Annotated in this window: 23 protein-coding genes; 13 read left to right on the forward strand and 10 right to left on the reverse strand. The window is 62.6% G+C overall.

Annotated elements, in window-relative coordinates; genetic code table 11:
* Positions 1-10: 10 nt before the first annotated feature.
* From FDM28_RS04855 to FDM28_RS04865, 3 genes are all read right to left on the reverse strand, one after another.
* Positions 11-1,207 (reverse strand): ATP-binding protein, encoded by a 1,197-nt coding sequence (locus FDM28_RS04855; RefSeq protein ID WP_138514267.1) that lies wholly within the window; start codon positions 1,205-1,207, stop codon positions 11-13.
* 57 nt (positions 1,208-1,264) lie between these two features.
* Complete coding sequence (locus FDM28_RS04860; protein WP_138513576.1) at positions 1,265-1,981, reverse strand: response regulator; 717 nt, start codon at positions 1,979-1,981, stop codon at positions 1,265-1,267.
* Positions 1,982-2,103: 122 nt separating this feature from the next.
* Positions 2,104-3,429, reverse strand: coding sequence for an AmpG family muropeptide MFS transporter (locus FDM28_RS04865; protein WP_240791894.1), 1,326 nt, complete (start codon positions 3,427-3,429; stop codon positions 2,104-2,106).
* A 40-nt stretch (positions 3,430-3,469) separates the two neighbouring features.
* On the opposite strand from FDM28_RS04865, the gene FDM28_RS04870 reads away from it, so the two are divergent.
* Positions 3,470-4,336: a M48 family metallopeptidase gene (locus FDM28_RS04870; RefSeq protein ID WP_138513580.1), complete on the forward strand. Its 867-nt coding sequence runs from the start codon at positions 3,470-3,472 to the stop codon at positions 4,334-4,336.
* Between the two features lie 235 nt (positions 4,337-4,571).
* The gene (locus FDM28_RS04875; protein WP_240791895.1) at positions 4,572-5,087 is read left to right on the forward strand and encodes a PEP-CTERM sorting domain-containing protein; all 516 of its coding nucleotides are present in this window, start codon (positions 4,572-4,574) and stop codon (positions 5,085-5,087) included.
* Positions 5,088-5,158: 71 nt separating this feature from the next.
* On the opposite strand, the gene FDM28_RS04880 is transcribed toward FDM28_RS04875, so the two are convergent.
* Entirely contained in the window at positions 5,159-5,950 is a 792-nt protein-coding gene (locus FDM28_RS04880) for an exodeoxyribonuclease III (protein WP_138513585.1), read from the reverse strand.
* A gap of 10 nt (positions 5,951-5,960) precedes the next feature.
* Here FDM28_RS04880 and pyrE point away from each other — a divergent pair, with 10 nt between their 5' ends.
* Both pyrE and FDM28_RS04890 read left to right on the forward strand, forming a co-directional pair.
* Complete coding sequence (pyrE, locus tag FDM28_RS04885) at positions 5,961-6,632, forward strand: orotate phosphoribosyltransferase (RefSeq protein WP_206021911.1); 672 nt, start codon at positions 5,961-5,963, stop codon at positions 6,630-6,632.
* A 3-nt stretch (positions 6,633-6,635) separates the two neighbouring features.
* Positions 6,636-7,292, forward strand: a complete 657-nt coding sequence (locus tag FDM28_RS04890) for a DUF4124 domain-containing protein (RefSeq protein WP_138513589.1) — start codon at positions 6,636-6,638, stop codon at positions 7,290-7,292.
* Positions 7,293-7,295: 3 nt separating this feature from the next.
* Here FDM28_RS04890 and gatB read toward each other — a convergent pair whose 3' ends face one another.
* From gatB to gatC, 3 genes are read right to left on the reverse strand one after another with little or no spacing between them, the layout of a single operon-like run.
* On the reverse strand, positions 7,296-8,810 hold the full coding sequence (gatB, locus tag FDM28_RS04895) for an Asp-tRNA(Asn)/Glu-tRNA(Gln) amidotransferase subunit GatB (RefSeq protein WP_138513591.1): 1,515 nt from the start codon (positions 8,808-8,810) through the stop codon (positions 7,296-7,298).
* Between the two features lie 2 nt (positions 8,811-8,812).
* On the reverse strand, positions 8,813-10,330 hold the full coding sequence (gene gatA / locus FDM28_RS04900; protein WP_138513593.1) for an Asp-tRNA(Asn)/Glu-tRNA(Gln) amidotransferase subunit GatA: 1,518 nt from the start codon (positions 10,328-10,330) through the stop codon (positions 8,813-8,815).
* A gap of 14 nt (positions 10,331-10,344) precedes the next feature.
* On the reverse strand, positions 10,345-10,644 hold the full coding sequence (gene gatC, locus FDM28_RS04905) for an Asp-tRNA(Asn)/Glu-tRNA(Gln) amidotransferase subunit GatC (RefSeq protein WP_138513595.1): 300 nt from the start codon (positions 10,642-10,644) through the stop codon (positions 10,345-10,347).
* A gap of 202 nt (positions 10,645-10,846) precedes the next feature.
* Between gatC and FDM28_RS04910 the strand changes: the two genes are divergently transcribed.
* The 4 genes from FDM28_RS04910 to mrdA are packed head-to-tail and all read left to right on the forward strand — an operon-like array spanning position 10,847 to position 15,331.
* Positions 10,847-11,890: a rod shape-determining protein gene (locus FDM28_RS04910; RefSeq protein WP_138513597.1), complete on the forward strand. Its 1,044-nt coding sequence runs from the start codon at positions 10,847-10,849 to the stop codon at positions 11,888-11,890.
* Between the two features lie 31 nt (positions 11,891-11,921).
* Complete coding sequence (mreC, locus tag FDM28_RS04915) at positions 11,922-12,845, forward strand: rod shape-determining protein MreC (RefSeq protein WP_138513599.1); 924 nt, start codon at positions 11,922-11,924, stop codon at positions 12,843-12,845.
* Positions 12,842-13,372 (forward strand): rod shape-determining protein MreD, encoded by a 531-nt coding sequence (mreD, locus tag FDM28_RS04920; RefSeq protein ID WP_138513600.1) that lies wholly within the window; start codon positions 12,842-12,844, stop codon positions 13,370-13,372. Before mreC ends, mreD begins: the two co-directional genes overlap by 4 nt.
* Positions 13,373-13,384: 12 nt before the next feature.
* Positions 13,385-15,331 (forward strand): penicillin-binding protein 2, encoded by a 1,947-nt coding sequence (gene mrdA, locus FDM28_RS04925; RefSeq protein WP_138513602.1) that lies wholly within the window; start codon positions 13,385-13,387, stop codon positions 15,329-15,331.
* Between the two features lie 16 nt (positions 15,332-15,347).
* Here the strand turns inward: mrdA and FDM28_RS04930 are convergent, their stop codons facing one another.
* The 3 genes from FDM28_RS04930 to FDM28_RS04940 all read right to left on the reverse strand — a co-directional run bounded on the left by FDM28_RS04930 (position 15,348) and on the right by FDM28_RS04940 (position 19,400).
* Positions 15,348-16,112 carry a sulfite exporter TauE/SafE family protein gene (locus FDM28_RS04930; RefSeq protein WP_138513604.1) on the reverse strand — a complete coding sequence of 255 codons (765 nt, stop codon included), beginning with the start codon at positions 16,110-16,112 and terminating at the stop codon, positions 15,348-15,350.
* A 289-nt stretch (positions 16,113-16,401) separates the two neighbouring features.
* Positions 16,402-18,141: a GMC family oxidoreductase gene (locus FDM28_RS04935; RefSeq protein ID WP_138513606.1), complete on the reverse strand. Its 1,740-nt coding sequence runs from the start codon at positions 18,139-18,141 to the stop codon at positions 16,402-16,404.
* Positions 18,138-19,400 (reverse strand): putative Na+/H+ antiporter, encoded by a 1,263-nt coding sequence (locus tag FDM28_RS04940; RefSeq protein WP_138513608.1) that lies wholly within the window; start codon positions 19,398-19,400, stop codon positions 18,138-18,140. The genes FDM28_RS04935 and FDM28_RS04940 overlap by 4 nt, the downstream gene beginning before the upstream one ends.
* An 88-nt stretch (positions 19,401-19,488) precedes the next feature.
* Here FDM28_RS04940 and FDM28_RS04945 point away from each other — a divergent pair, with 88 nt between their 5' ends.
* Genes FDM28_RS04945 through FDM28_RS04965 form a run of 5 tightly spaced genes read left to right on the forward strand, consistent with a single transcriptional unit; the run spans position 19,489 to position 23,818 of the window.
* The gene (locus FDM28_RS04945; protein WP_240791896.1) at positions 19,489-20,625 is read left to right on the forward strand and encodes an ABC transporter permease; all 1,137 of its coding nucleotides are present in this window, start codon (positions 19,489-19,491) and stop codon (positions 20,623-20,625) included.
* Positions 20,622-21,416 (forward strand): ABC transporter ATP-binding protein, encoded by a 795-nt coding sequence (locus tag FDM28_RS04950; protein ID WP_138513612.1) that lies wholly within the window; start codon positions 20,622-20,624, stop codon positions 21,414-21,416. The genes FDM28_RS04945 and FDM28_RS04950 overlap by 4 nt, the downstream gene beginning before the upstream one ends.
* 12 nt (positions 21,417-21,428) lie before the next feature.
* Complete coding sequence (locus FDM28_RS04955) at positions 21,429-22,436, forward strand: MlaD family protein (protein WP_138513614.1); 1,008 nt, start codon at positions 21,429-21,431, stop codon at positions 22,434-22,436.
* 32 nt (positions 22,437-22,468) lie between these two features.
* Positions 22,469-23,149 carry an ABC-type transport auxiliary lipoprotein family protein gene (locus FDM28_RS04960; RefSeq protein ID WP_240791897.1) on the forward strand — a complete coding sequence of 227 codons (681 nt, stop codon included), beginning with the start codon at positions 22,469-22,471 and terminating at the stop codon, positions 23,147-23,149.
* 15 nt (positions 23,150-23,164) lie between these two features.
* Positions 23,165-23,818 (forward strand): LON peptidase substrate-binding domain-containing protein, encoded by a 654-nt coding sequence (locus FDM28_RS04965; protein WP_138513615.1) that lies wholly within the window; start codon positions 23,165-23,167, stop codon positions 23,816-23,818.
* Positions 23,819-23,851: the final 33 nt, after the last annotated feature.

Below are 23,851 nucleotides of genomic sequence, written 5' to 3' on the forward strand. Positions count from 1 at the left end.
AGACTGAGACTCAGGCTGTTTTCAGAGGCAGGCGGATTTCAAAACAGGCCCCGCCTTCGGGCCGGTTGCGGCAGGTGACGCTGCCGCCATGCCGCGTGGCAATGGACTTCACCAGCGCCAAGCCCAAGCCGACGCCGCCCTCGCGCTCTGAGGCGCCGGGCAGGCGGTAAAAGGGCTCAAAAATACGTTCTTGCTGGTCTGGGGGAACGCCGGGGCCACCGTCGCAGACCTGGATGACGGCCATGTCCGCCTCCTGTGCCAGCACCAAGTGGACTTCGCCGGCGCCGTAGCGGCGGGCGTTCTCCAGCAGGTTGCGCACCGCGCGGCGCAGCAGCTTGGCCACGCCGGGTACATCCAGTTCGGCCACCGCGACGTCCAGTTGCGCCTGGTTGCGGGCGCACTCCTCGGCGGCCAAGCCCACCAGGTCTACCTGCTCAATGGTGCCCAGGTCTGCCTCTTTGGCGTCCAGCCGGCTGGCCAGCAAAATCTCTTCAATCAGTTGGTCCAACTCGCTGATGTTGCGGGAAATCTCTTGCTTGAAGGCAGGGCTGGGGGAGCTGCCCATCAGCTCCAGGCCCATGCGGATGCGCGCGAGCGGGGAGCGCAGCTCGTGCGAGGCATTGGCCAGCAGGGACTTTTGTGAGGCCAGCAAGGTATCGCGCGACTTGACCAGGGTTTCAATCTGCTCGGCCGCATGGTTGAAGCGATCGGCCAAGAAGCCCACCTCGTCGTCGCCTTGCATGGGCACCCGGGCGCTCAGGTCGCCATTGCCCCAGCGCTCGACGCCGTGCTGCAGGGTTTCCAGCCGGCGGGTGAGGCGGCGGATGATGGGGTAGGTGCCCAAGGCCACCGCAATCGCCACCAGCGCCAGCGTCCAGACAAAGCCGAAGGGTGCGCGGAAGCTGCTGTTGGGCGGTTTGGGCAGGTGCAGGTGAATGGTTTGCCCGTCTTGCATGCGCACCAAAAATTCGGGGCCACGGCCAAAGCGGCCGGGGCGGTCGTCGTCGCGGTTGTCGGGGCCGTCGTCTTTGGCGTCGATGGCAGGGGGCGGGCTGCCCATCTCCAAGCCGGGTACCGGAGGTGGCCGGCTCAGCCGCGCACGGCCAGTGCCTATGACTTCGCCGTACTCATTGCGCACCACCACTTCGCGCAGCGGGGGCTCGGTGGTCATGCGCCACGCCCAGCCGGCCAGCAGTGTGAGCACCATGACCGTCACGATGACGGCCAGCCAGATGCGGACGTAGAGCTTGCGCAAAAACACGGTTTAGTCCTGCTGGCGGGCAAACACATAGCCCACGCCACGCACGGTAAGAATGCGCTTGGGGTCTTTGGCGTCCAGCTCAATGGCCGCGCGGATGCGGCCCATGTGCACGTCGATGGAGCGGTCAAAGGCCTCCAACTCCCGGCCGCGCACGGCTTCCATGATCTGGTCGCGGGTCAGCACCCGCCCGGCGCGCTCAGCCAGCGCCACCAGCAGGTCGAACTGGTAGGACGTGAGTTCGCAAGGGTTGCCGGACACGGTGACGGTGCGGGCATCGCGGTCAATTTCCAGGCTGCCGAAGCGCATGGCTTTGCTATTGGTGGTGGGTGCCTCACCTTTGCGGCGCAGGATGGCGCGGATGCGGGCCAGCAGTTCGCGCGGCTCAAAGGGTTTGGGCAGGTAGTCGTCCGCACCGATCTCCAGGCCGATGATGCGGTCCATCGCGTCACCTTTGGCCGTGAGCATCAGCACGGGAACTTGTCCGATGGGGCCGGGCAGGGCGCGGATGCGGCGGCAGATTTCCAGGCCGTCCATGTCGGGCAGCATCAGGTCCAGAATGACCAGCTCCGGGGCGTTGGTCGGGCTGTCAGGCGCCAAGCGGGCCAGGCCACTGTGGCCGTCGCCGGCGTGGGCCACGGTGAAACCGGATTGGTCCAGGTACTCGGCCACCATGGAGGCAAGCCGGGCGTCGTCTTCGATCATGAGCAGGTGTTGGCGCATGGGGTCAGTCTATCCGGCAGGCCTGCGGGCCGGATGCGCCGGCCTTGAAGTTTCCGTAAAGTTGGGTAAATTTCGCTATCAAATATATAGCTGCTTGCGCATGTTCAATCGGCGCTGGAGGGCTATTTGATGCGTGAAGCCAGTGCGATCAGAATCAGTACCGGTAACCCCAGACAGGCGCTGGCGGTGAAGAATGCGGGGTAGCCGTGGCCACTCACAAACCAGCCGGAGTAGCCCGCCAGGAACTTGGGAAACAACAGCATCATGGAGCTGAACAAGGCGTATTGGGTCGCGGAGTAGCTCACATTGGTGAGTGACGACAGATACGCGACAAACGCGGCGGTGGCAATGCCGCTGGACAGGTTGTCGGCAGAAATCACCAGAATCAGCGCCTGCAGGTTGTGGCCCTGGCCACCCAGCCAGGCAAACAGCAGGTTGCTGGCCGAGCTGAGCACCGCGCCCAGCATGAGCACCCGCATCACCCCGAAACGCATGGCCAAGGCTCCGCCCACAAAGGCGCCTACCAGCGTCATCACCACCCCGTAGAGCTTGCTCACCGTGGCCACTTCGGTTTTGCTGAAGCCCATGTCCACGTAGAACGGGTTGGCCATGATGCCCATGACCACGTCGCTGATGCGGTAGCTGGCGATCAGTGCCAGGATCAGCACGGCATGCCAGCGGTAGCGCTTTACAAAGTCGGCAAAGGGGTCGAGCAGAGCGCCCTGCAGCCACTCGGCCGCGTTGCGGGCTGGGGGCAAGGCCTGCTGGGCGGGTTCCTTGGAAAACAAGACCGTCAGCATGCCCGGCACCATGCTGGCGGCCATGAGCAGGTAGGCGGTTTTCCAGGCGGCGTATTGGTAGTTGTCCGTGTTGGGCGTTTCGGCGCTGGCCGCCAGCCACAGGGCGCCGGCACCCGCCCAAATCATGGCCAGTCGGTAGCCGGTCATGTAGGTGGCCGACAGGGCTGCTTGATGGCGGGTGTCCGCAGACTCGATGCGAAAGGCATCCAGCGCAATATCCTGCGTGGCAGAGCCGACAGCCACAGCGATGGCGCACCACACCACGGGCATCAGCGCAATTTGGGGGTCGGTGAACGCCATCATGGCCAAGCCACCTACGATCAGGCTTTGCGCTACCACTAGCCAGCTGCGACGCCGCCCCAACAGCTTCGTCAGCAAGGGAATGGGCAGGCGGTCCACCAACGGCGACCAGGCCCACTTGAAGGCGTACACCAGCCCGACCCAGCTCAAAAAACCGATGGTTTTGAGGTCGATGCCGGCCTCCCGCAGCCAGAAGCTCAGGGTGCCGAAGACCAGCAACAAAGGGAGTCCGGCAGAAAACCCCAGCGACAACATGCGCAGCGACGCCGGCTCCGCATAGACCTTGAGGGTGTCCCACCAGTGGGGCTTGTCGTCGGTGCGGGGGGTATCAGGCGTTAGGGAACTCATCGGGGAATAATACCCGTCCACTTTGGAGCGCAAGTCCGCCATGTTTTCTGTGTTTGCCTGTGTGTTGTCTGTCCGGGGCGTGTGGGTTCGCCGTGTTGCGATCGCGTTGTTGGGAGCGTCTGCTTTGGCGCTGGCCCCTGTGCACGCCCGGGAGGGGGTGGAGGTCGGTGGTAATTCTGCGTTCAGCAAATTGGTGCCTGCGGATGAGGTGGAGCAATCGGCAGGCGTGCAATATGCCGAGATGCTGGCCAAAGCCCAACAACAGCGGGCACTGGCGGGCAAAGACCATCCGCAGTTGCAGCGTTTGCGCGCGATGGCGCGGCGCATCATCCCCTATGCGGTGGAGTGGAACCCCCGGGCCAAGGACTGGCAGTGGGAAGTCAACCTGATTGGCTCCAAACAGATCAACGCGTTTTGCATGCCCGGTGGCAAGATCGCCTTCTATACCGGCATTCTGGACACGCTCAAGCTCACGGATGACGAGGCCGCCATGGTCATGGGCCACGAAATTGCCCACGCCTTGCGCGAGCACGCCCGCGAGCGCATGGGCAAAAATGCCGCCACCGGCCTGGGTGCCAACCTACTGAGTCAGGTGCTGGGCCTGGGGCAAGTAGGGCAAACCGTCACCCAATACGGCGCCCAGCTGCTGACCTTGAAGTTCGGGCGTGAAGACGAGTCCGAGGCCGATTTGGTGGGACTGGAGTTGGCAGCCCGTGCGGGCTACGACCCGCGTGCGGGCATCACACTGTGGCAAAAAATGGCGGCGGCCAACAAGAATGCACCACCGCAGTGGCTGTCCACTCACCCTGCCGGCGAGACACGCATCGCCGACATACAGGCCGCCCTGCCGCAAGTTATGCCGATCTATACCAAGGCGCAGAAGCCGCCCAGACCCGGTGTGCCGTAATTCTGATGGGCCAAAGTGTTGCAAATATCACAGTCCGGTAGTCCGCGCGGACTATTGCCGGTTTGCTGCGGCGCAATGAAAATTACCAACACTTACAGATAAAGGGATGGCGATGACAACTTCATTGAAAAAAATACTTGGTGGTTTGGTCCTAGGTCTCGCATTTGCGGGCCAGGCGATGGCAACTGCTGTGACCACGCCCGAGTTTTCTTTGAGCGGGGGTTCGAGCATCTCTTTGAGCACTACGTCTTCGTCCAACCGCTTCGATGTTGCCCTGCCCACAGGTTTCAGCCTGATTGGTGCCAAAGTCGGCAGCTTTCTGTCCTTGAGCAGTGCCGCGGATCTGGTGTTCACTTTTGTTGGCAAAGAGGCTGCATTAAATAATGCATTCGGCGCTCTGAATGTTGGCAGTCATGACATTGACTCTTTCTCCAACAAAAATTCTGCAGTGGGCTCCAGCTTTGCTTTCGACGACGTGAGCAAGGGCCGTTTGAACTTCAGCTTCTTCTCCAATTCCAATTTGTTCCAGGCTTTTGGTAACGGAAGCTCGCGCGTCGGTATCGTGTTGAGCAGCGATAAGCAAAGCGCTTTGCTGATGTTCAACGACAAGGGCAGCGATAAAGACTACGACGACATGGTCATCAAAGTGTCCATTTTGAGCGCCGTGCCCGAGCCAGAAACCTATGCGTTGATGGTGGGTGGTTTGATGGTGTTGGGTGCCGTTGCACGCCGCCGCAAGCAACAAGCGTAAATACATTACGCGCCAAGAAAAAAAGAGCCCTCGGGCTCTTTTTTTGTGTCTCAAGCACGGTGGACTTGGTATCAGAGCGCCAAGTCGTAGCCCACAGTGATAGGCGCGTGGTCGGAGAATTTTTCGGCTTTGTAGATCGCGACTTCGCGAGCGGTGGATGCGATGGCAGGCGTTGCCAAGTGGTAGTCCAGCCGCCAGCCTACGTTCTTGGCGTAGGCCTGACCGCGGTTGCTCCACCACGTGTAGCAATCGTCGGTGGTGTCGGGGTGGAGCTTGCGGTACACGTCGACCAAGCCGCCCTCGCTCAAAGTCTTGCTCATCCAGGCGCGCTCTTCAGGCAGGAAGCCGGAATTTTTTTTGTTGCCTTTCCAGTTTTTCAGGTCGATTTCCTGGTGGGCGATGTTGATATCCCCGCAAAGTACGAAGTCGCGCTCGGCACGAAGTTGCTGCAGGTGTGGATACAACTCCTCCAAGAAGCGGAATTTCGCTGCCTGGCGGTCTTCACCTGACGACCCGCTGGGGAAGTAGGCGCTGATGATGGAGAACTTGCGCGAGGACGTGTCGAAGCGCAGCTCCACGTAGCGGCCTTCGGCATCAAACTCGGCAGAGCCGTAGCCGATGCGCACCTCGCTGGGCTCGTGGCGGCTGTAGACGCCCACACCGGAATAGCCTTTTTTTTCGGCGAACTGGAAATGCCCACGCAAGTCTCCGAAGGATTCGAACTTGCCGGCAATGTCTGGTGCCTGGGCCTTGACCTCTTGCACGCAAATACAATCAGGCTGTGCCTGCGCAAGCCAGGCTTCGAGGCCTTTGCTGGTGGCGGAACGGATGCCGTTGAGGTTGAGGCTGGTTAATTTAAACAAGGAATTCCCCATGTCGGACAAAGACCCGTTGGCCCAAAAGTTTGTGCAGTTTGCGATCGAGTGCGGGGTGCTACGGTTTGGCGAATTTAAGACCAAGGCCGGGCGCATGAGCCCCTATTTTTTCAATGCCGGGCTGTTTGACGACGGGGCCAAACTCGGACGACTCGCCGGATTTTATGCGCAGCGTTTGCTGGCCAGTGGCATCGAGTTCGATATGGTGTTCGGCCCCGCGTACAAGGGCATTCCCTTGGGGGCAGCGGTCGCGATTGAACTGGCGCGCCTGGGCTGCAATGTGCCCTTTGCCTACAACCGCAAAGAGGCTAAGGACCATGGCGAGGGCGGCACCCTGGTGGGCGCTACTTTGAAGGGGCGCGTGCTGATCATTGATGACGTGATGTCCGCCGGGACTGCCGCCCGCGAATCGATTGCCATCATCCGTGCCGCTGGTGCTACGCCGCACGCGGTATGTATTGCATTGGACCGCCAGGAAAAAGCCACCGAGAACGGCCAGGACGTGCCCTACAGCGCGGTGCAATATGTCCGCACGCAACTCGGCCTGCAAGTTTGCGCGATTGCGAAGCTGGGGGATTTGATGCAGTATCTGGAGCACAGTAGCGGCGCATCGCAAGACGCAGCGCGCGTTCAGGCGTACCGCCAACGCTACGGTGTAGAAGAAAGCTAAGGCATGACCAAGGTATTCGGGATCGCGCAGGCGGTGGCACTGTGTGCGGCGGTGCAGGTGCTAACGCCTGCAGTGGCGCAGGCACCGGTAACGGGGGTGGTTTACACCTGCGTGGACGCCAAAGGGCGTAAGCTCACCGCGGACCGGCCTATCCCGGATTGCATAGACCGGGAGCAAAAAATCCTGAATCCCAGTGGTACTGTTCGCTCCAAGGTCGGCCCTAGTTTGACGGCTAAGGAAGAGGCCGATCTGGAAGCCAAAGCCAAGCGTGAGGCCGAGGAGCGCAGCCGCACCGCCGAAGAGAAGCGCCGCGATCGTGCCCTGCTGACCCGTTTCCCCAACAAGACGGTGCATGACCAGGAGCGGGCAGACGCCTTGGCGCAAATTGCGGTGGTGGTGAAGGCTGCCAGCACCCGCTTGGAAGAGTTGGCCCGCCAGCGTTCGCTGATAGATGAGGAGATGGAGTTCTACCGCAAAGACCCCTCCAAAGCCCCCGCCTATGTCCGACGTCAGCTCGAAGAAAATACCCAGAGCCAAGCGGTGCAACGCCGCTTTATCGGCGAGCAAGAGGCCGAGGCTCGCCGGGTTAACGCCCGGTTTGACGATGAATTGGGGCGGCTGAGGCAACTCTGGGCTGCCGCAGCCGCTGTGCCCAAGTAAACGTCAGCCAGCGAGTTTGGCGCGCAGCAAGTCGTTGACCTGTTGCGGGTTTGCTTTGCCTTTGCTGGCCTTCATGATCTGACCCACCAAGCCGTTCAAGGCTTTCTCGTTGCCAGCCTTGAATTCCGCCACGTTTTTGGCGTTGGCGGCAATGACTTCATCCACGATGGCCTCCAGCGCGCCCGTGTCATTCATTTGCTTGAGGCCCTTGGCCTCGATGACGGCATCGACTTCCATGGCGCCGTCCCACAAGGCATCGAACACCTGTTTGGCGGCGCTGTTGGAAATGGTGCTGTCGGCAATGCGTGTCACCAGTTGGGCCAATGTCTGCGCGGCTACCGGAGATTGCTCTACCGGCAGGTCTTGGCCATTCAGGCGCCGGGCCAATTCGCCGGTGATCCAGTTGCTGGCCAGTTTCGCTTGTCCACTCGCTTTGGCAGCTGCTTCAAAGTAAGTGGCCAGTGCCAAGCTCTGTGTGAGCTGCGTGGCGTCATATTCACTCAGGCCATAGTCGGCTTGGAAGCGCGCTGCCATGTTGCGAGGCAATTCGGCCATTTGCCCTCGTACTTCCTGCACCCACTGCTCCGAAATGCATAGCGGAGGCAAATCCGGATCAGGGAAGTAGCGGTAATCGGCCGCGTCTTCCTTGGTGCGCATGGCACGTGTTTCACCCGTGTCGGGGTTGAAGAGCACGGTGGCTTGCTGGATCTCGTGGCCGTCTTCAATCTGCTCGATCTGCCAGCGCACCTCGTAATCGATGGCTTGCTGCATGAACTTGAAGCTGTTCAGGTTTTTGATTTCGCGGCGGGTGCCCAGGGGCTGGCCGGGTTTGCGCACCGACACGTTGGCGTCGCAGCGGAAGGAGCCTTCCTGCATGTTGCCGTCGCAGATGCCGATCCAGGTCACGATTTTGTGCAGCTCTTTGGCGTAGGCCACCGCCTCGGCGCTGGAGCGCATGTCCGGCTCGGTCACGATTTCCAGCAAGGGGGTGCCTGCGCGGTTCAGGTCGATACCGCTTTGCCCGATGAAGTCTTCGTGCAGCGATTTGCCGGCGTCTTCTTCCAAGTGGGCGCGCACCAAGCGCACGGTTTTCTTTTCCCGCACCAAGTCGGCGCCTTTGCCTGTTTCGAGGAAGAATTCCACCGCGCCACCTTGCACCACTGGAATTTCAAATTGGCTGATCTGGTAGCCCTTGGGTAGGTCGGGGTAGAAGTAGTTTTTGCGGGCAAAGATGCTGCGCGGCGCAATGTGGGAGCCAATGGCCAGGCCGAACTGGATGGCGCGTTCTACCGCGCCTTTGTTCATCACGGGCAAGGTGCCGGGCAGGGCCAAATCCACCGCGCAGGCCTGGGTATTGGCTTCTGCGCCAAACGCGGTGCTGGCGCGCGAAAAAATCTTCGATTGCGTCGAGAGCTGGGCGTGCGTCTCAAAGCCGATGATGACCTCGTAGCCATGCACCAGCGGGCCCGTCGGGCGACCCTGTTGTTGTGCTTCAAATGTGTTCACAGTCTCACTCATGTTCAGAATCCAGCGGGCTTGGCGAGGTGGTAATCGGTGGCTTGTTGGAAGCGGTGGGCTGCGTTGAGCAGGCGGGCTTCGTCCAGGTAGTTGCCCAGCAGTTGCATGCCGATGGGCAGGCCCTTGTCGGCATCCGCTTTGGCAAAGCCCACAGGAATGCTCATGCCCGGCAGGCCCGCCAATGAGCCGGACAGGGTGAAGATGTCGGCCAAGTAATTGGCCACCGGGTCATCCGATTTTTCGCCAATCTTCCATGCCACTGTTGGCGCCACCGGACCGGCGATGACATCGCATTCCTTGAACGCGTTCTGGAAATCGTCGGCAATCATGCGGCGGATTTTTTGCGCCTGCAGGTAATAGGCGTCGTAGTAGCCGTGGCTCAGCACATAGGTGCCGATCATGATGCGGCGCTTGACCTCATCGCCAAAGCCTTCGGCGCGGGTCTTCTTGTACATGTCGGCCAGGTCGCCATAGTCCTTGGCGCGGTGGCCGAACTTGACGCCGTCAAAGCGGCTCAGGTTGCTGGACGCTTCGGCTGGCGCAATGATGTAGTACACCGGGATGGAGAATTCGGTGCGCGGCAAGGCGATAGGCACCAGCTTGGCGCCCAACTGCTCGTACTGCTTGAGCGCCGCATCTACAGCCGTGCGCACGTCGTCTGACAAACCTTCCCCGAAAAACTCTTTCGGTACGCCAATGCGCAGTCCTTCAATGCTGTCGTTGAGTTTGCGAGAGAAGTTCTCCGCGGGGGCGTCCAGAGAAGTGGAGTCACGGTCCGGGTCGGGGCCACACATGGCGGACAAGAGCAAGGCGCAATCTTCGGCGCTGCGCGCCATCGGGCCGGCTTGGTCCAGGCTGGAGGCAAACGCCACCATGCCGTAGCGCGACGCGCGGCCGTAGGTCGGCTTGATGCCAGTGATGCCGCAAAACGCAGCGGGTTGACGGATGGAGCCACCCGTATCCGTGCCAGTGGCTGCCGGCGCCAAGCGGGCTGCCACCACGGCTGCGCTGCCACCGGAGGAGCCGCCGGGAATGCGTGCGGTGTCCCACGGGTTGCGTACGGGCTGAACGGTCTCGCTGCCCACAGGGGTAATCGCGGTGTTCTCATTGCTGGAGCCCATTGCGAACTCGTCGCAATTGACCTTGCCGAGGGTGACTGCGCCAGCGTCGGCCAATTTGCGCACCACGGTGGCGTCAAAGGGTGAGTGGTAGCCCTTGAGCATGCGGGAGCCGGCGGTGGTCGCGAAGTCGCGGGTCACGAAAATGTCTTTGTGGGCCAGCGGCAGACCTTCCAGCGGACCTGCGGTACTGGCGGCAATGCGGGCATCCGCTGCGCGGGCTTGGGTCAGTGTGGCTTCGGCTTGCACATCGACATAAGCGCCCAGATCGGCGTGAGCGGCGCTGCGGTCCAGAAAATGCCGGGCCAGCTCAGTCGCGGAAATTTGCTTGTCTGCAAGGGCGTGCACCAGTTCCTGAACGCTCAGGTCGTGCGGCGCGCGGGTGGAGAGGGGAGTCGTCATAACAATACGGTGCTTTACTCAATAACCTTGGGGACCAGAAATAGGCCACGTTCCACGGCGGGGGCATTGCGCTGGTTGGCGTCGCGCTGGTCGGGCTCGGATACGGCGTCTTCGCGCAGGCGCAAGGCGATGTCCTGAATTGCCGCCACCGGGTGGGCGAGCGGCTGGATGCCGGAGGTGTCTACCGACCGCATGGCTTCCACAATGCCGAAAAATCCATTGAGTTGAGTGAGTATGCGCTCACTTTCTTCGGGCTGAAGTTCAAGCCGCGCCAGATTGGCGATGCGCGCGATGTCGGAAGATGTCAGTGACATGGGTGTAGAAGAGTTGAAACCAAGGGTAATTCGTGAAAAACCACGCATGCCCCGGCAAGTTATTCACAGGCGATGGGTTATTATCCTGCCTTTGGCCGAGAGACCGTAGAACTGCGGACTTTGACGCCAATCTTACGATTTTGAATTTGTTAAAACCGGTGACGCAGCGCCGAAGCGCGCTGCGTGCCTGAGAGGATTTGTAATGTTTGGAGCTTTCCGTCAGTACTTCTCGACTGACTTGGCGATTGACTTGGGTACCGCCAACACCTTGATCGTCGCCCGCGGACAAGGCATTGTGTTGAATGAGCCCTCGGTCGTTGCCATCCGCCACGAAGGCGGCCCCCAGGGCAAAAAAACCATTCAAGCGGTCGGTAAAGAAGCCAAGGCCATGCTGGGCAAGGTACCTGGCAACATCGAAGCCATCCGCCCGATGAAAGACGGCGTGATTGCCGACTTCACCGTCACCGAGCAAATGCTCAAGCAGTTCATCAAAATGGTGCTGCCCCGTGGCGTGTTCAAACCCAGCCCCCGCATCATCATTTGCGTGCCTTGCGGTTCCACCCAGGTGGAGCGTCGCGCGATCCGCGAATCGGCGCTCGGCGCCGGAGCCTCCGACGTGTATCTGATTGAAGAACCCATGGCAGCTGCCATTGGCGCAGGTCTGCCCGTATCGGAAGCGTCCGGCTCTATGGTGGTGGACATCGGTGGTGGTACCACTGAAGTGGGCGTGATTTCCCTGGGCGGCATGGTCTACAAGGGCTCTGTGCGCGTGGGTGGCGACAAGTTTGACGAAGCCATCATCAACTACATCCGCCGCAACTACGGCATGTTGATCGGCGAGCCTACCGCCGAAGCCATCAAGAAGCAGATTGGCTCTGCCTTCCCCGGTTCCGAGGTCAAGGAAATGGAAGTCCGCGGCCGCAACCTGTCTGAGGGCGTGCCACGCAGCTTCACCATTTCTTCCAACGAAATTCTGGAAGCGCTGACCGACCCGCTGAACAACATCGTGTCGGCCGTCAAGAACGCTTTGGAGCAAACCCCCCCCGAGCTGGGTGCAGACATTGCCGACCGCGGCATGATGCTGACCGGCGGCGGCGCGCTTTTGCGTGACCTGGACCGCTTGTTGGCGGAAGAAACCGGCCTGCCGGTGCTGGTCGCCGAAGACCCGCTGACCTGCGTGGTGCGCGGGTGCGGTATCGCGTTGGAGCAGATGGAGCGTTTGGGTTCCATTTTCACCAGCGAATAAGTTTCCCGCCTATTGAATACCGGACACAGCGATGCCACTCGGTACGCTGGATAGAGACCCCCCTCCGTTTTTCCGACAAGGCCCTTCGGCCTTGTCCAAGTTGGCCGTCTGTAGTGCGCTGGCACTGCTGCTGATGGTGGCGGACGCCCGCTTCAAGGTCATGCAACCGGTGCGCGTGGCCTTGGCTGCGGCGCTGTACCCGGTTCAGTGGCTGGCTTTGCAGCCGGTGGAGCTGGGTGGTCGGGTCGTCAATTACTTTTCGACCCTGGCCACTGCAGAAACTGCACAAGAAGAAGCCCGTCGCAAGTTGAGCATGCAATCGCAGCGTGCTAACCAGGTGGAAGAGCTGGAGCTGGAAAACCAGCGCTTGCGCAAATTGCTGGACCTGACCCCGCGTCTCACGGCCACCTTCCATGCGGCACAGGTCATTTATGACGCTGCCGACCCTTACACCCGCAAAGTCATTATCGACAAAGGCCTCGCCCACCACATGGCGGTGGGCTCTCCGGTGCTGGATGAGACCGGGGTGATCGGCCAGATCACCCGCGTGTACCCCTTGATGAGCGAAGTGACTTTGGTGACTGACCGGGACCATGCGATTCCTGTGTTGAATGCCCGCACGGGCGCGCGCGGCGTGGCCTTTGGCGACACCTCGTCCCATGCGGACGCGCTGGAGCTGCGCTACATGGCCGCCAACGCCGATGTGGCAGTGGGCGATTTGCTGACCACCAGCGGTGTGGATGGGGTGTACCCGCCCGGTTTGCCGGTAGCCCGGGTCGAGAAAGTAGAGCGCCGCGTAGATGCAGTATTTGCCCGCATTTATTGCGTGCCCTTGGGCTTGGTGTCCGGCGCAGAGCACGTTGTCGTGTTGGACCCTTTGAGCGACAAAATCCCCCCCCGCCCTGTACCCGAGCCCGTGGCTCCTGCAGCCAAGTCCAAAGGGGCCAAACCATGATCATGCGTCAAGGGCAGCAACTGCTGCTGCCGGCCAAGCCGCTGTTTATTTGGGGCAGTTTGTTGGCGGCCTTGTTGATCAATATGTTGTTCAACATGGGCTTGTGGGGCCGTGCGGCTTGGATGCCGGATGTGCTTGCCCTGGTCTTGGTGTTTTGGACGGTGCACCAGCCGTTGCGCGTCAGTATTGGTGCGGCCTTTGTGTTCGGCTTGTTCATGGATGTCCACCAAGGCGCACTGCTGGGCCAGCATGCGATGTCGTACACCGTGCTGAGTTTTATGGCGATCACGGTACACCGCCGTTTGTTGTGGTTCTCGGTGCCGTCACAGGCCGCGCAGGTGTTCCCGCTGTTTGCGGTGGCGCATGCGCTGGAGTTGTTGTTGCGTTTGTCGGGTGGCGGCGCGTTTCCGGGTTGGTTGCTCCTGTTGGCACCGGTGTTGGAGGCCGCGCTATGGCCTGTGGCCAGTGTGCTGTTGCTGGCTCCCCAGCGCCGCGCACCGGACCCCGATGAAAATCGCCCCCTCTAAGGTGCCCGCTGCATGACCGAGTTGCGCAATGTGCAGGTGGACCTGGCGCGGTTCCGCACCCGGGTGTTTGTGGTCAGTGTGCTGGTGCTCGCCTGCTTTGTGTTGCTGCTGGCACGGCTGATGTACCTGCAGATCTACCGGCATGACGATTTGCGCGCGCAGGCCGAGAGCAACCGGACATCGATTGTGCCTATCGTGCCCAACCGGGGCCTGATCGTCGACCGCAATGGTGTGGTGTTGGCGAGCAATTACTCGGCTTACACCCTGGAAATTACGCCGTCCAAAAGCGGTGGCGTAGAAGAAACCCTGGAAGAGCTGTCCAAGGTCGTGGACATCACGCCGCGTGACCGTCGCCGTTTCAAGAAGCTGATGGACGAGTCCAAGAGCTTCGAGTCCTTGCCCATACGCACCCGCTTGACGGACACCGAGGTGGCGCGCTTTGCCGCGCAGCGCTTCCGCTTTCCCGGGGTGGAGATCAAGGCGCGCCTGTTTCGCAACTACCCCTATGGCGAGTTGGCCAGCCATGTGATCGGCTACATCGGCCGTATCAACCCTTCGGAAAAAGAGAAGATTGACGACAGCGACGACCAGGCCAACTACCGTGGCACCGAATACATTGGCAAGCTTGGCGTGGAGCAGAGCTTTGAGCCGGTGCTGCATGGCGTGACCGGGGTAGAGCGCATCGAAACTTCTGCTGGCGGGCGCGCGGTGCGCAAGCTCGCCAGCAACCCGTCCACCCCCGGCAACGTGGTGGTGCTGTCCATCGACATCAAGCTGCAAAAGCTGATTGAAGAGATGTATGGCACCCGGCGTGGTGCGCTGGTGGCCATGGACCCCAAAACCGGTGAAGTGCTGGCGTTCGTGAGCAAACCGACCTTCGACTCCAACCTGTTTGTAGAAGGCATTGACCAGGAAAACTGGCAAATGCTCAACGAGTCCATCGACAAGCCGCTGCTCAACCGCGCGCTGCGCGGCACCTACCCGCCGGGCTCCACCTACAAGCCTTTCATGGCGCTGGCGGCGTTGGAGACGGGCACGCGCACACCGCAGACCCTGATCAATGACCCCGGGTTTTACATGTTCGGTGGCAACCGCTTCGGCAGCCCCGAGAACGAGCGCGGCGGCATCATGGACATGCGCCGCGCCATCGTGGAGTCCAGCAACGTGTACTTCTACTCCTTAGCCAACGAGCTGGGCGTGGACACCATGCACGACTTCATGAAGCCCCTGGGCTTCGGGCAAATCACCGGCATTGACATCAATGGCGAGGTGCGCGGCGTGCTGCCGAGCCAGGAGTGGAAGCGCAAGTACTACAAGCGCCCCGAGCAGCAGAAGTGGTATGCGGGCGAAACCATTTCGCTGGGCATTGGCCAGGGTTACAACAGCTTCACCATGCTGCAGATCGCGCAAGCGGTGTCCACCGTGGCCAACAACGGCGTCAAACACAAGCCGCAATTGGTGATTGCCACCCAGGATGCCACCACCCGTGTGCGCACCCCGATTGCCCCCGAGCCGCCGATTGACTTGGCCTTCAAGCCGGAGAACCTCAAAGTGGTGCGTGACGCCATGGTGGGCGTGACGCAAGGCGGCACGGGCACCCGGGTGTTTGCCGGCGCCGGTTACCTCAGTGGTGGCAAAACGGGTACCGCGCAGGCAGTGAGTCTGGGCAAAAACCAGAAGTACAACGCCTCGGCCATGGAAGAGCACCAGCGTGACCACTCGCTCTATATCGCGTTTGCCCCGGCGGATGACCCCAAGATCGCGCTGGCCGTGATTGTGGAAAACGCGGGCTTCGGCGCGGCCTCTGCCGCCCCGATTGCGCGTCGCACCTTCGACTATTGGTTACTGGGCCAGTACCCCAGCGAGGAAGATCTGGCGGCGGTCAGTCAAGGCAAGGCAACGGCGCCGATTGGCAAGCCACGCGTTGCCAAAGACATTCCGTTGCCCGCAGGCCGATAAGCGGGCGCTCAACGGGCTATATGCCGCGCAGGAAGGCGTCGTAAGCCGTCTTCAAAATCAGGGCCGACACCACGGCAATAAACACCGAGCGCACAAAACCCGTTCCGTGTTTGAGTGCCAAGTGGGTGCCGCCCAGGCTGCCCAGCACATTGGCCACCGCCATCACCACCACGTAGTGCCACCAGACATGGCCGGTGAGGCTGAACAGCACTAGCGCAGCCGAGTTGGAGGCGGTGTTGAGCACCTTGGCGCCAGCCGATGCGTGCAAAAAGTCGTAACCCAGTACCCGCACCAGCAGAAACACAAAAAAGCTGCCCGTGCCGGGGCCGAAAAATCCATCGTAAAAGCCGATACAAGCGCCGATACCGCAAGCCACCCACACCTCCTGCCGGCCGGCAAAGCGGGGCGTGTGCTGCTGGCCCAGGTCCTTTTTCATCAGGGTGTAGGCCAGCACCAGCACCAGAATGAACGGGAGCAGTTTGCGCATGTACTGGGGCGACACCATGGTTACCACCCAGGCACCACTCAGAGCAGCCGCAAAGCACACCAAGGTGGCCGGCAACATGGCCCGCCAGGCGAGGCTCACCCGGCGGTTGTACTGCACCGCTGCGAATGCGGTGCCTGCCACCGCCGCGCCCTTGTTGGTACCGAACAGGGTGGCCGGGTGGGCATTGGGAAACAACGCAAACAGCGCCGGAGTGAGGATGAGGCCACCACCGCCCACGATCGAGTCAATAAAACCGGCCAGAGCCGAAGCGAGCGAGGCGATGAGCAATTCCATGCGGGGATTGTCGCATCCGCTAGACGCGCCCCTTTGCTCCTGATTTGATAGCTACTAGCGCATATTCCATGAGCGCTAGGACCTGATTTGATGAGGAAAATAAAAAAGCACCGGGGTTGCCGGTGCTTTTGTGAAGCTGCATCGTTATGTGCAGAATTATTTGATGTGGTTTTTAGCCGTCTCCTCGGCGTCGTTTCTCGCTTGGCTTGGGGCCTCGCAGTTGCTGTGTGGTTCAGCGTTGAAAGGACTGTAGCCGCCCTGCATGCACTTGGGCATCAGGACAAACCCTTCATTGCCGCAGTTCTGCGTCCTCTGCAATCCACTGGGCGGCCTTCTCGGCAATCATCAGCGTGGGCGAATTGGTGTTGCCACTAGTAATCAGGGGCATGACGCCCGCATCCACCACCCGCAGCCCGGCGACGCCCCGCACTTTCAGGCGGCTGTCCACCACGGCCAGGGGGTCGTGGTCAGGGCCTTCCACGCGCCCCATCTTGGTGGTGCCTACGGGGTGGAAGATGGTGGTGGCAATGTCGCCGGCCAGCTGGGCCAGCTCCGCATCCGTCTGGAACTGCACGCCCGGCTTGTATTCCTCGGGCTGGTACTTCTGAAGGGCGGGCTGCGCCACGATGCGGCGGGTGATGCGCAACGAATCTGCGGCCACCTGGCGATCCTCATCAGTGCTCAGGTAGTTGGGGGCAATGCGCGGTGCGGCGCGGAAGTCCGGGGACTGCAGGGTCACCGTGCCCCGGCTGGTGGGGTTGAGGTTGCACACACTGGCGGTGAAGGCATTGAAGGTGTGTAGCGGCTCCCCGAAGGCATCCAGGCTCAGCGGTTGCACGTGGTACTGGAGGTTGGGGTAGGGCCGGTCAGGGCTGCTGCGGGTGAAGGCGCCCAGCTGGCTGGGCGCCATACTCATGGGGCCGCTGCGCTTAAGGGCATATTCCAGCCCGATCTTGGCCTTGCCCCACAGGCTGTTGGCTTGGGTATTGAGCGTGGTGGTGTTCTTCACCTTGAAGACCGCGCGGATCTGCAGGTGGTCCTGCAGGTTGGCGCCCACCCCCGGCGTGTCTTGCGCCACCGGCACACCGTGGTTTTGCAGCAGGTTCGCAGGGCCGATGCCGGAGAGCTGCAGGATGTGCGGCGAGCCCACGGCCCCGGCACACAGCACGACCTCGGCACGGGCGGTGGCGGTCACCATCTCACTGCCGTTCCACACCTGCACGCCGGTGCAGCGCAAGGGCGCATCCAGCGGGCCACTGCCCGCGTGGGGCTCTACTACCAGCTTGGCCACCTGGGCGCCATTCCACAGCTCGAAGTTGGGGCGGGCGTAGCACATGGGGCGCAAGAAAGCTTTGGCGGTGTTCCAGCGCCAGCCGTTTTTTTGGTTCACCTCGAAGTAGCCCACGCCCTCGTTGTTGCCGCGGTTGAAGTCGTCGGTGGCGGGCACGCCGGCCTCGGTGGCCGCTTGGGCAAAGGCGTCCAGAATGTCCCAGCGCAGGCGTTGCTTTTCGACCCGCCACTCGCCCCCTGCCTTGTGGTGGCGCAGCACCTTGCCGTAGTCGGTGGTGACGTTTTGGATCAGGGGAGAGGCGCTGCCTTTGGCGCCGTGCGCGGCATTGGCACCTTGGTAGTGGTCTTCATGCAGCTTGAAATAGGGCAGGCTGTTGTCCCAGGTCCAGCTGGCGTCGCCGGTGAGCTGGGCCCAGCCGTCGTAGTCGCGGGCTTGGCCGCGCATGTAAATCATGCCGTTGATGCTGCTGCAGCCGCCCAGCGTCTTACCCCGGGGGTAACGCAGGCTGCGGCCATTCAGCCCGGCTTCGGCGGCGGTGTGGAACATCCAGTCGGTGCGCGGGTTGCCGATGCAATACAGGTAGCCCACCGGAATGTGAATCCAGTGGTAGTCGTCCTTGCGACCGGCCTCGATCAGCAGCACCCGCTTGGAGGCATTGGCGCTCAGGCGGTTGGCCAGTAGGCAGCCGGCGGTGCCTGCGCCGACGATTATGTAGTCGAAAGTGGTGTCGTGGGTCATAGCATCAAAAAGCAGGCCGCTGCAACGGCGGTGGGGAGCAGGGCGCCGAGCAGCAAGCCGCCCGCACCGATCGATTGGTCTTCAAAGCCCTGGCGCAGCAGAGCGGCTCCGGCGGGGTTGGGGGCGTTGGCAATCACCGTGAGCCCGCCGCCTGCGACCGCGCCCGCCATGAGCATGTACTGCGCGGCCGGCGAGATGCCCTGGATCAACGAGCCCAAGTAAGTGAGGGCTGCGTTGTCGGTCACCGCAGTCAAGGCCAGCGCTCCAAAGAACAGCGCGGTGGGCGCCAGGCTGGACACGATGGGCTGCAGCCACCACTGCTGCATACCGCCCAGCACCACCAGTCCGGCCAGGAAAAAGCCCACGAGCAGGCCTTCTTTGAGAATCAGCGGCGTTTGGAATTTCGAGTAGGCCTGGGTGTACCCCAGGAAGAACAAAAACAGCCCCAAAAACAGCACCGGATGGTGGGCCAGCACCACCACGCCTGCCAGAAATGCTAGGTGCACCAGGCTCACGAGCCAGGGCACGGGCGCACCCGCAGGGGCGGTGGTGCGTGACGCGGGGGTCAGGTGCTTGCGCAGCAGCCACACCACCGTCGTGGCGTTGATGACGACCGCCAAGGCCGCCTTCCAGCCGAAGTGGCTGGCCATGTAGGCGGTGTCCCAGTGCCAGGTGGAGGCCACCATCAGCACCGGCGGCGCAGCGTACGAAGTGAGCGTGCCGCCGATGGAAATATTCACAAACAGGACCCCCAACGCTGCGTACTTGAGGCGCTCCGGCACCTCCGGGCGGAAGATTTGGGGCGCGAGCATGAGCGCGGCCAGCGTCATCGCCGCCGGCTCGGTGATCAAAGAACCCAGCAGAGGGACCGCCGCCAGGCCCAACCAAGCCAGCGCGATGGCCGGTGGCAGCGGCAGCAGGCGGCTGATGCCCGCCAGCGTGGCGCGCACGGCTTCCAACACCGGGCGGGAGGCCGCAATCACCATGACCACACACACAAACAAGGGCTCGGTGTATTGGCGCGACTCGGCGTAGCGAATCGCCTCCTGGCTGCCGGCCATCAAGGCCATGGCCGCCACCAGCACAAAGGCCCAGAAGCCGAACACCACCTCCACTTCGCCCAGCAAATGCAGCAGCCCCGCATGGGCCGGATGGCGGTGCGCGAGCGACTCAAAAAACTTGGCGCAAAAGGTGTGGACGAGGGCGATGCCAAAAAGCACCGCACCCACGAGCTGGAGTAAAGACGAGGTTTCAGCCATAGCGTGCATTTTCTTGTTGGTCTGCAATGTAGCCTGCCTTGGTGAGCAGGTACCATGCGCAGCTTATTCACTCTGTATTTGCCGCATCGTGGAGGATACCCAGCCCGGACTCAGCACCACCCATGGCCCCGACGGTCTGCGCGTGGTGTTGCACGGCCGCTGGACGGCGGAGAGCCTCTCTGCCCCGCAGGTATGGGGGCGCTTGCAGCAGCAGTTGCAGCCGGTATCGGCCAACCGCGCGGGCGCGGCTCCGGTGGCGTGGGATGTGTCCTCGGTGCAGCGTCTGGACCATACCGGGGCGCAAGTGCTGTGGGATGCCTGGGGCCGCCACTGGCCTGCGACCCTGCATGCCGAGCCGGTGCAAAAGGCCGTGCTGGAGCGCGTAGCCAGCTTCTCGGTGCCCATGCCCCCGCCAGAGTCGCCCAATGTGTTGTCCTTGTTTCTGGGGCTGGGGCGCCGTGTCAGCCGGGTGGGCTATCACGCTGCCGGTGCGGTGCGTCTGATGGGCCAGTTGCTGCTGGACATTTTGCAGCTGCTGCGCCATCCCCTGCACGCGCCGTGGCGCGATGTGTCTGGCCACCTGTACCGCATCGGCGCCACTGCGCTGCCCATTACCGCCCTGGTGGGGTTTTTGATCGGCGTGGTGTTGGCCTACCTCATGTCCAAACAACTGCGCCAGTTCGGGGCCGACAGTTTTATCGTGAACATTCTCGGCCTGGCACTGATCCGCGAGCTGGGGCCGGTGCTGGCGGCCATTCTGGTTGCGGGGCGCTCGGGCTCGGCCATTACCGCGCAAATCGGTGTCATGCGGGTGACCGAAGAGCTCGATGCCATGCGCGTCATGGGCATCCCCAAAGGGTTCCGGCTGGTCATGCCACGCACGCTGGCCATGGCGGTGGCGATGCCTCTGGTCACCGTGTGGACCACGCTGGCTGCGATGCTCGGGGGCATGCTGGCGGCCGACCTGGCCATGGGCCTGACCCCAGCCTACTTTTTCACGGCGCTGCCCAAAACCGTCAACATTGCCAACCTGTGGCTGGCGGTGGGCAAGTCCTGCGTGTTCGGGGTGCTGATTGCGCTGATTGCCTGCTACTACGGGCTGCGGGTGAAGCCCGACACCCAAAGCCTGGGCGAAGGCACGACCGCCTCGGTGGTGAGCTCCATCACCATGGTGATTCTGGTGGACGCCTTGTTTGCCGTCATCTTCAAATCGGTGGGGGTATGAACTTGCCTGAGCCCATGGTGCGTATCGACAAGCTGTGGTCGGTGTTCAAAACGGCCGGCGTACCCACGGTGATTCACCAGGACCTCGACCTGGACGTCGCCCAGGGCGAACTGCTGTCCATCGTGGGTGGTTCGGGTGGCGGCAAAACGGTGCTGTTGCGCCAGATGCTGGGGCTGGAAACCCCGGCCCGCGGCACGGTGACCGTGCAGGGCCGTCCTGCGGCGGAGCTAGGCCGCGCGGGCGCATCCAGCCGGGTGGGCATGCTGTTTCAGCACGGGGCCTTGTTTTCGGCGTTCACGGTGTTGGAAAACATCGCCTTCCCTTTGCGCGAGCGGGGTACCTTGCCCGCCCGCTTGGTGCGCGATGTGGCCATGGTCAAGCTGCAAATGGTGGGGCTGGATGCCAAGCACGCCCACAAAATGCCGGCAGACTTGTCGGGCGGCATGGTCAAGCGTGTGGCATTAGCGCGCGCGCTGGCCATGGACCCGCCCCTGCTGCTGCTCGACGAGCCCACCGCCGGGCTGGACCCGGACAGCGCAGACGCTTTTTGCGCCTTGCTGCAAAGCCTGCACCATGAGCTGGACCTGACGGTGGTGATGGTGACGCACGATTTGGATACGATTTTCGAGCTCAGTACCCGCGTGGCGGTGGTGGCCGACAAGCATGTGGTCGTCAACGCCACCCCGCAGGCGGTGGTGGACTTTGACCACCCTTTTGTGCACGATTTTTTTCGGGGCGGCCGGGGTCGCCGCGCACAGGCACTGTTGCGCCCGCCGGTGCACCCCGCCTAGAAAGACACAACGATGGAAAACAAATCCCATGCCTTCGCCGCAGGTGCCTTTGTGCTGCTACTGCTGGCCGTGCTGACGGCGCTGGCCGTCTGGCTTACCCGCGACACCACGGAGCAGCGGGTGTTTGAAATCTCCAGCCCCGAAGGGGTCACCGGCCTGCAACCCCAAGCTGCTGTGCGCTACAAGGGCGTGCTGGTGGGCCGGGTGACCGAGATTGCGCTGGACCCGGTGCAGCGCGGCAACGTGCTCTTGCGTATTGCCGTCAACGAGGCCGCACCCATCACCACCAGCACCTTTGCGGCCCTGGGCTTTCAGGGGGTGACCGGCCTGGCGTTCATTCAGCTGGATGACAAGGAAGAGGGCAGCAAAGCCCTGGTCGCGCAGGGCGACGCAGCGCCCCGCATTCCGATGCGCGCGAGCATGGTGTCGCGCCTGACCGAGCAGGGCGGGAATTTGCTGACGCAGCTGGAGCAAGCCAGCATCCGCATGAACGGTTTGCTGGCCACCGACAACCAGAAACAGCTGATGGGCGCGATCAACAACCTCAGCCAGGCGGCGGCCAATATCAGTGCCCTGAGCCAGCGGGCCGACCAGGTGCTGGGCGCCAATGCCGCTCCGGACGCGATGAACCTGCCACGCATGGTGTCGCAGGCCGACCTCACCCTGAAAAGCATGCAGGCCACGGCGGAGCGCTTGAGCACCAGTGCCGAGGCGGTGCGCAACTCGGCCGAAGAGTTCCGCCGCACCAACCGCCGTATCGGCGAGCCCGGCGGCACCCTGGACAAAATTGCCCAGAGCACGGATGCCCTAGCTGCCACCAGCCGCCAAGTGCAAAGCCAGCTGCTACCCCGCTTGAACCGTGCGGTGGAAGACACCGGGCGCACGGTGCGCCAGGTGGGGCGCACTGCCGAAACCGTGGGCGACAACCCGCAAAGCCTGCTGTGGGGGCGTGGCGGCACCGCGCCCGGCCCCGGGGAGCGGGGCTTTGTGGCGCCCGCTGCGGCCCCGGCCGCACCGTGAGTGATATGCCCCGCTATTGGATTGGAAACGCCATGCCTTCTTTTGCTATCAAAATGCTAGCTACTTGCGCAAGTAAATCAAGCGCTAGAGCCGTATTGGGCTTGGTATTCGCTGGTGTGCTGACTGCCTGCGGTACCTCACGTCCCGGCCCCGCACTGGTGTATGACTTCGGCCCCGGTGCGGTGGTGCAGGCCCCTGCCAACCGCATGGCGCCCCAGCCCCCCATGGTGCTGGCCGATGTGCTGGCGCCCGCCGCGTTGGACAGCACGGCCGTGCTCTATCGCCTGAATTACAGCGACGCCCACCTGCTCCAGCCCTACGCCCAGGCCCGCTGGACCATGCCGCCCGCCCAGCTGCTGCGCCAGCAACTGCGGGCTGCGTTGGCGGAGCACCGCGCCGTCATCAATGCCAACGAGGGCGTGCAAGCCCCGGCAGGCGCTCTCATCTTGCGCCTGGAGTTGGAGGAGTTCAGCCAGCTTTTTGACACGCCCCAGTCCAGCACCGGGCTGCTGCGCTTGCGCGCCACGCTGTCCCAGCCGGCACCCGGCGGTGAAGCGCTGGTGGCCCAGCGCCAGGTGCTGGTGCAAAGCCCCGCCGCCTCGGCCGATGCCGCAGGCGGTGTGCGCGCACTATCGGCGGCGGCGGCCTCCGCCGTTCAGCAGTTGGAGCAGTGGGTGCAGCAAACGCAGGCCGCCCAGCCCGCGCGGCCCTGAAGCGGCAGCCTCGTCATGTCGGACCTGCTCACGCTCCAGTCGCTGCCGCTGTTCCCGCTGAACACGGTGTTGTTTCCGGGCGGGAGCTTGCAGCTGCAAATTTTTGAGGTGCGTTACCTCGACCTCATCAGCCGCTGTGACGACACCGGTGCGCCCTTCGGGATCGTGGCACTCACCAAAGGGGAGGAAGTGCGTCGCCCCGATCCGCAGGCCCGCGATGGCGTGGCCGACGAGGTGTTTGCCGACGTGGGCACCCTGACCACCGTGAGTACCTTGTCGGCCCCGAAGGCCGGCTTGCTGCTGGTGCGCTGTACGGCGGGTGAGCGTTTTCGCATCACCCGGCGGGAGCGCTTGAAACACGGCCTCTGGGTGGCCGATGTGGAGCTGCTGCCCGCCGATCAGGCGGTGCCGGTGCCGGATGACTTGCGGGTGGTGTCGCAGGCCCTGCAATCATTGTTGGAGAACCTGCACCTGCGGGGTGAGGGCGACCGCCTCTCGGCCCAGCTGCCCTACCGGTTTGACGACTGCGCCTGGGTGGCCAACCGCTGGTGTGAGCTGCTGCAATTGCCGCAGCCCTTGCGCCAGAGCCTGCTGGAGCTGGACAGCCCTTTGCTGCGCCTTGAGCTGGTGGGCGACTTTTTGAACCGCAGCGGCATCGCCGAGGTGTAAGCCGCACTGCAATGCCCTTTACAGGGCGGCAGT

This window comes from Rhodoferax bucti (assembly GCF_005876985.1).
Classification (GTDB): domain Bacteria; phylum Pseudomonadota; class Gammaproteobacteria; order Burkholderiales; family Burkholderiaceae_C; genus Allorhodoferax; species Allorhodoferax bucti.

Coding starts and splice junctions, on each gene's coding strand:
- FDM28_RS04960 (WP_240791897.1), top strand. CDS start 22,469: ATGCCTTCTTTTGCTATCAAAATGCTAGCTACTTGCGCAAGTAAATCA.
- FDM28_RS04865 (WP_240791894.1), bottom strand. CDS start 3,429: ATGAGTTCCCTAACGCCTGATACCCCCCGCACCGACGACAAGCCCCAC.
- gatC (WP_138513595.1), bottom strand. CDS start 10,644: ATGTCACTGACATCTTCCGACATCGCGCGCATCGCCAATCTGGCGCGG.
- FDM28_RS04860 (WP_138513576.1), bottom strand. CDS start 1,981: ATGCGCCAACACCTGCTCATGATCGAAGACGACGCCCGGCTTGCCTCC.
- FDM28_RS04910 (WP_138513597.1), top strand. CDS start 10,847: ATGTTTGGAGCTTTCCGTCAGTACTTCTCGACTGACTTGGCGATTGAC.
- FDM28_RS04955 (WP_138513614.1), top strand. CDS start 21,429: ATGGAAAACAAATCCCATGCCTTCGCCGCAGGTGCCTTTGTGCTGCTA.
- FDM28_RS04930 (WP_138513604.1), bottom strand. CDS start 16,112: ATGGAATTGCTCATCGCCTCGCTCGCTTCGGCTCTGGCCGGTTTTATT.
- FDM28_RS04890 (WP_138513589.1), top strand. CDS start 6,636: ATGACCAAGGTATTCGGGATCGCGCAGGCGGTGGCACTGTGTGCGGCG.
- FDM28_RS04855 (WP_138514267.1), bottom strand. CDS start 1,207: ATGGTGCTCACACTGCTGGCCGGCTGGGCGTGGCGCATGACCACCGAG.
- gatA (WP_138513593.1), bottom strand. CDS start 10,330: ATGACGACTCCCCTCTCCACCCGCGCGCCGCACGACCTGAGCGTTCAG.
- gatB (WP_138513591.1), bottom strand. CDS start 8,810: ATGAGTGAGACTGTGAACACATTTGAAGCACAACAACAGGGTCGCCCG.
- FDM28_RS04870 (WP_138513580.1), top strand. CDS start 3,470: ATGTTTTCTGTGTTTGCCTGTGTGTTGTCTGTCCGGGGCGTGTGGGTT.
- mrdA (WP_138513602.1), top strand. CDS start 13,385: ATGACCGAGTTGCGCAATGTGCAGGTGGACCTGGCGCGGTTCCGCACC.
- mreD (WP_138513600.1), top strand. CDS start 12,842: ATGATCATGCGTCAAGGGCAGCAACTGCTGCTGCCGGCCAAGCCGCTG.
- FDM28_RS04950 (WP_138513612.1), top strand. CDS start 20,622: ATGAACTTGCCTGAGCCCATGGTGCGTATCGACAAGCTGTGGTCGGTG.
- FDM28_RS04935 (WP_138513606.1), bottom strand. CDS start 18,141: ATGACCCACGACACCACTTTCGACTACATAATCGTCGGCGCAGGCACC.
- FDM28_RS04940 (WP_138513608.1), bottom strand. CDS start 19,400: ATGGCTGAAACCTCGTCTTTACTCCAGCTCGTGGGTGCGGTGCTTTTT.
- mreC (WP_138513599.1), top strand. CDS start 11,922: ATGCCACTCGGTACGCTGGATAGAGACCCCCCTCCGTTTTTCCGACAA.
- FDM28_RS04965 (WP_138513615.1), top strand. CDS start 23,165: ATGTCGGACCTGCTCACGCTCCAGTCGCTGCCGCTGTTCCCGCTGAAC.
- pyrE (WP_206021911.1), top strand. CDS start 5,961: ATGTCGGACAAAGACCCGTTGGCCCAAAAGTTTGTGCAGTTTGCGATC.